The sequence below is a fragment of the Nostoc sp. CHAB 5715 genome (assembly GCF_020829685.1).
Taxonomy (GTDB): domain Bacteria; phylum Cyanobacteriota; class Cyanobacteriia; order Cyanobacteriales; family Nostocaceae; genus Nostoc.
In genome coordinates, this window is the sequence record NZ_JAIVFR010000862.1 from 1 (window position 1) to 3,248 (window position 3,248).

At 40.4% G+C, this 3,248-nt stretch carries 4 protein-coding genes; 3 read left to right on the forward strand and 1 reads right to left on the reverse strand.

What is annotated here, in order from left to right; translation table 11 throughout:
• The first annotated feature begins 296 nt into the window (after positions 1-296).
• Both rpsF and LC574_RS32635 read left to right on the forward strand, forming a co-directional pair.
• Complete coding sequence (rpsF, locus tag LC574_RS32630) at positions 297-647, forward strand: 30S ribosomal protein S6 (protein WP_229457738.1); 351 nt, start codon at positions 297-299, stop codon at positions 645-647.
• Between the two features lie 278 nt (positions 648-925).
• A complete protein-coding gene (locus LC574_RS32635; RefSeq protein ID WP_229457739.1) occupies positions 926-1,486 on the forward strand; it encodes an Npun_F5560 family protein in 561 nt (186 codons plus the stop codon).
• 717 nt (positions 1,487-2,203) lie between these two features.
• Here the strand turns inward: LC574_RS32635 and LC574_RS32640 are convergent.
• Positions 2,204-2,557 (reverse strand): STAS domain-containing protein, encoded by a 354-nt coding sequence (locus LC574_RS32640; RefSeq protein WP_229457740.1) that lies wholly within the window; start codon positions 2,555-2,557, stop codon positions 2,204-2,206.
• A 488-nt stretch (positions 2,558-3,045) separates the two neighbouring features.
• Between LC574_RS32640 and LC574_RS32645 the strand changes: the two genes are divergently transcribed.
• A partial coding sequence (locus LC574_RS32645; RefSeq protein WP_368736763.1) for a DedA family protein occupies positions 3,046-3,248 on the forward strand: 203 nt, incomplete at its 3' end.

Here is a 3,248-nt window from a genome sequence, read left to right on the forward strand (position 1 = left end):
CAAGCGAAACCCGATATCTTCAGGCTTGAGCGATTTTGGATTTTGGACTTCGGCTACGCTCAGTCGAACGATTTTGGATTTTGGATTAGAAATCTGGGGGCCGGGAAACGACCTAGTTTTCATTAGGGACATCCAAAAAATTCAAACTTCGGCGATTTGGCTAATGATTCAAATTTAAAACTGGTAAGATTATAGTTCCTTGTTGCTTCAGATGTTGATTAATACCGACATATTGAATTAAATTAGGTATAAATTAGCATCAGCAGCCATTTCTGTCCATAAGGAGACTGAAAAATATGACTACAAGTTACGAAACAATGTACATTCTGCGTCCTGACCTGGGAGATGAACAGGTAGAGCAAGCAATTACTAAATATCAGAATTTGCTTCGCGACCAAGGCGCCCAGGATATCCAAATTCAAAATCGTGGTAAGCGTCGTCTTGCTTATGAAATCAAAAAACACCGCGATGGCATCTACATCCAGTTAAACTACACTGCGCCTGCAACTGCGATCGCCCCCTTTGAACGCGCCATGCGTTTGAGTGAAGAAGTGATTCGCTATTTGACAGTTAAGCAGGAAGCCGAAGAGGAAAAACCCCCTAAAGAGGAAAAAGAAAAACCCACTAAAGTGACAGCAACGGTCTAAGGATTAGGGAATAGGGAATAGAGAGATGAGGGAGATGAGGGAGATGAGGGAGATGAGGGAGATGAGGGAGATGAGGAAGAAATAATTAATGCCCCACTCCCCACTCCCCACTTCCCACTTCCCACTTACTAATACTCCATCCCATTCAATAAAATTTTGTTTTTTCTTTTTTCGTGACTTGCTTGGGAATGCTAAATTAACAAATACTTGCCAAAGGTAGTACTCCCGCAGTTATACCTAAGAGTGGACAAGATTCTGAATGGGAGCTGTAAGCTACTGTGAGCCAATCTGATACACCCAATATTCAAGTTCTCTCTACGGAAGTATCGCAGCTACGCCAAGAGTTGCAACTTCGTGATTCCTTAGTGCAACAACTATCTCAAGAACTCTTCCGGCTGGTAAAGGGTAACACTAGTTTTATGCCCCAGCAGCCTGATCTTGAGCGCGATACGACCCAGTTACAGGCTTTGCAAGAACAACTCCAAGCTGTGGAGCAGCAGGTGGCGTTCTACCAAGAGCAAATTACAACTCGTGACTCCGAAATTTACCAATTGCGACAGTCAGTTCAAGAACTCACCGATCGCACTCGGATGTTAGAGCAAGTAGTACAAGAGTTACCTCAAATTTATCGGCGGAAGTTTGAGGAGCGGATGACGCCAGTGAGGGAAAAGGTAGCAATCCTACAGCGGGAAAACCGCCAACTACAAGCAGAACTGCAAAGTGTGAGTTACCGTTTAGCACTCAAAACTCGCAATGCTAGTCACAGTGGCATTGATTTGCCAAATTTTCCCCGCCCAGCATCCGAAGAAACTAACATTTCGACTCCCCAGAAGGCCTAAAGTCATCATTATGATGGAATCGAACAGGTAAAAAATTGCTGCGACAAAGTGTCTTGGATACATCCAACTAGTACGGCAAGGCGGAAGTCAAAAGTCATTTGTCAAAAGTCACGCATAATTGTATTCCGAGCTTCTTGCGCCACTTGAAATGGTATGTTTATTTACGCGCCCTCTGTACTACTACACCAAGGCAATAAATAACAACTATGGAGTTATAAATAAGGCAAAGGCTGATAGTATAACCTTTCTTACCTCCTGCTTCCTTGCAGTAGTAACGTCTGTTATAAAACAATTAGCTCAGAGTAATTTGAAAAGCCCTGTCTTTCAAAAGCTGGGGAGTCTCACAAATAATTGCATTGTTTTGACCGATTTTGGTCAATCTTACTTCACTGCTTTAGGTATTACAATGTCTAAGTTAGTTTTGACGGTTTGTAGTAAGCACTAAAGTGCTTAGAACATCAGGACTAAAGTCCTTACTACGAACTTGCTTATCCATCAATTTAAACTTGACGCACTACGTAGATGGCTTCCAACAAGCAGGTTTATTCGTCTGTTTATTGATATTATCTACGTCAAAGCCATGAGTTTCGCTCAACATTCTTCTAGAGAAAAAAGAAAATCAGCCTGCTAGCACCAGACTGTTCTCTTTGATTTAAGAATATGAAAAAATGCAAATATTGCTTGACTCCACCATCTATCTATAGGTAGATTTATTATTTAGGCTGCTAGCACCAGACTTTTATCTTTAACGGTGGTAAAAATGTCTTCGTAAGTGGGAAAAATTTCAAACACTGAATCTAGTTGGGTAAGTTCTAAAATTAACCGTACAGGAGCTTGCACGTTGCATAGAACCAAGCGACAACCACTCTGACGTGCAGCTTTCAACCCTTTTACTAAAGGGACTAATCCAGAACTGTCCATGAAATTAACTTCTGCTAGGTCGATAACCCAGAGTTGATGAGCTTGGGGCACTACTCTAGCCATCTGTTCACTCAAAGTCTTACCGCCTTCCAAATCTATGCTTGCTTGGGGTTTAAACAAAATAACTTGACGTTCTTGTGTGAGAATCATGAATTTAACAGGGTAATTGGAACACTCGACAAAAAATTGAAAAAAGACATCAATACCTCTTCTCTTTCAACAGCAAAATTAGTGTTTTACCCTGGTATTTGGGTAAATACAGTCGTGCAGTTGAGAAGGATTATTTCAGTATTCATGCCGTATAATTTGTGATAACTTTCATCAATATAGGCATAAACGCCTAACAATTTCGGTATCAACCGTATCTTTTACAAGATTTTCATCATTTAACTGGATATTTATAAATTTTTTATAAATATTTTAATTTGTTTGTAATAAATTATGAACTTGTGGTAGAAGCCTCTAAAAAATGCATAGTTAATAATTAAAAACTAATAGTGACCATAGACTTTAATTTATGGATTATTCAGAATTAAATTAATGGCTCAATGGCTCTAGGTAGCGGTTTAATTGACACCTCGCGCATAAACAAGCAAAGATATAATAAAAGTAAAAATTTGTAAAGACGGCGGTGCGGGATGTCTTTAGAGCTGGTTTCACTAGAAAATATCCAGGAAGTCGCCCACACTTACGGGTATTGGGCAGTTTTTTTGGGAATTTTGCTAGAAAATTTAGGCATTCCCCTTCCTGGCGAAACCGTGACCTTAGTAGGCGGGTTTCTAGCTGGTAGCGATGAACTGAATTTCTGGCTGGTTCTCGGTGATGCAATTATGGGTGCTGT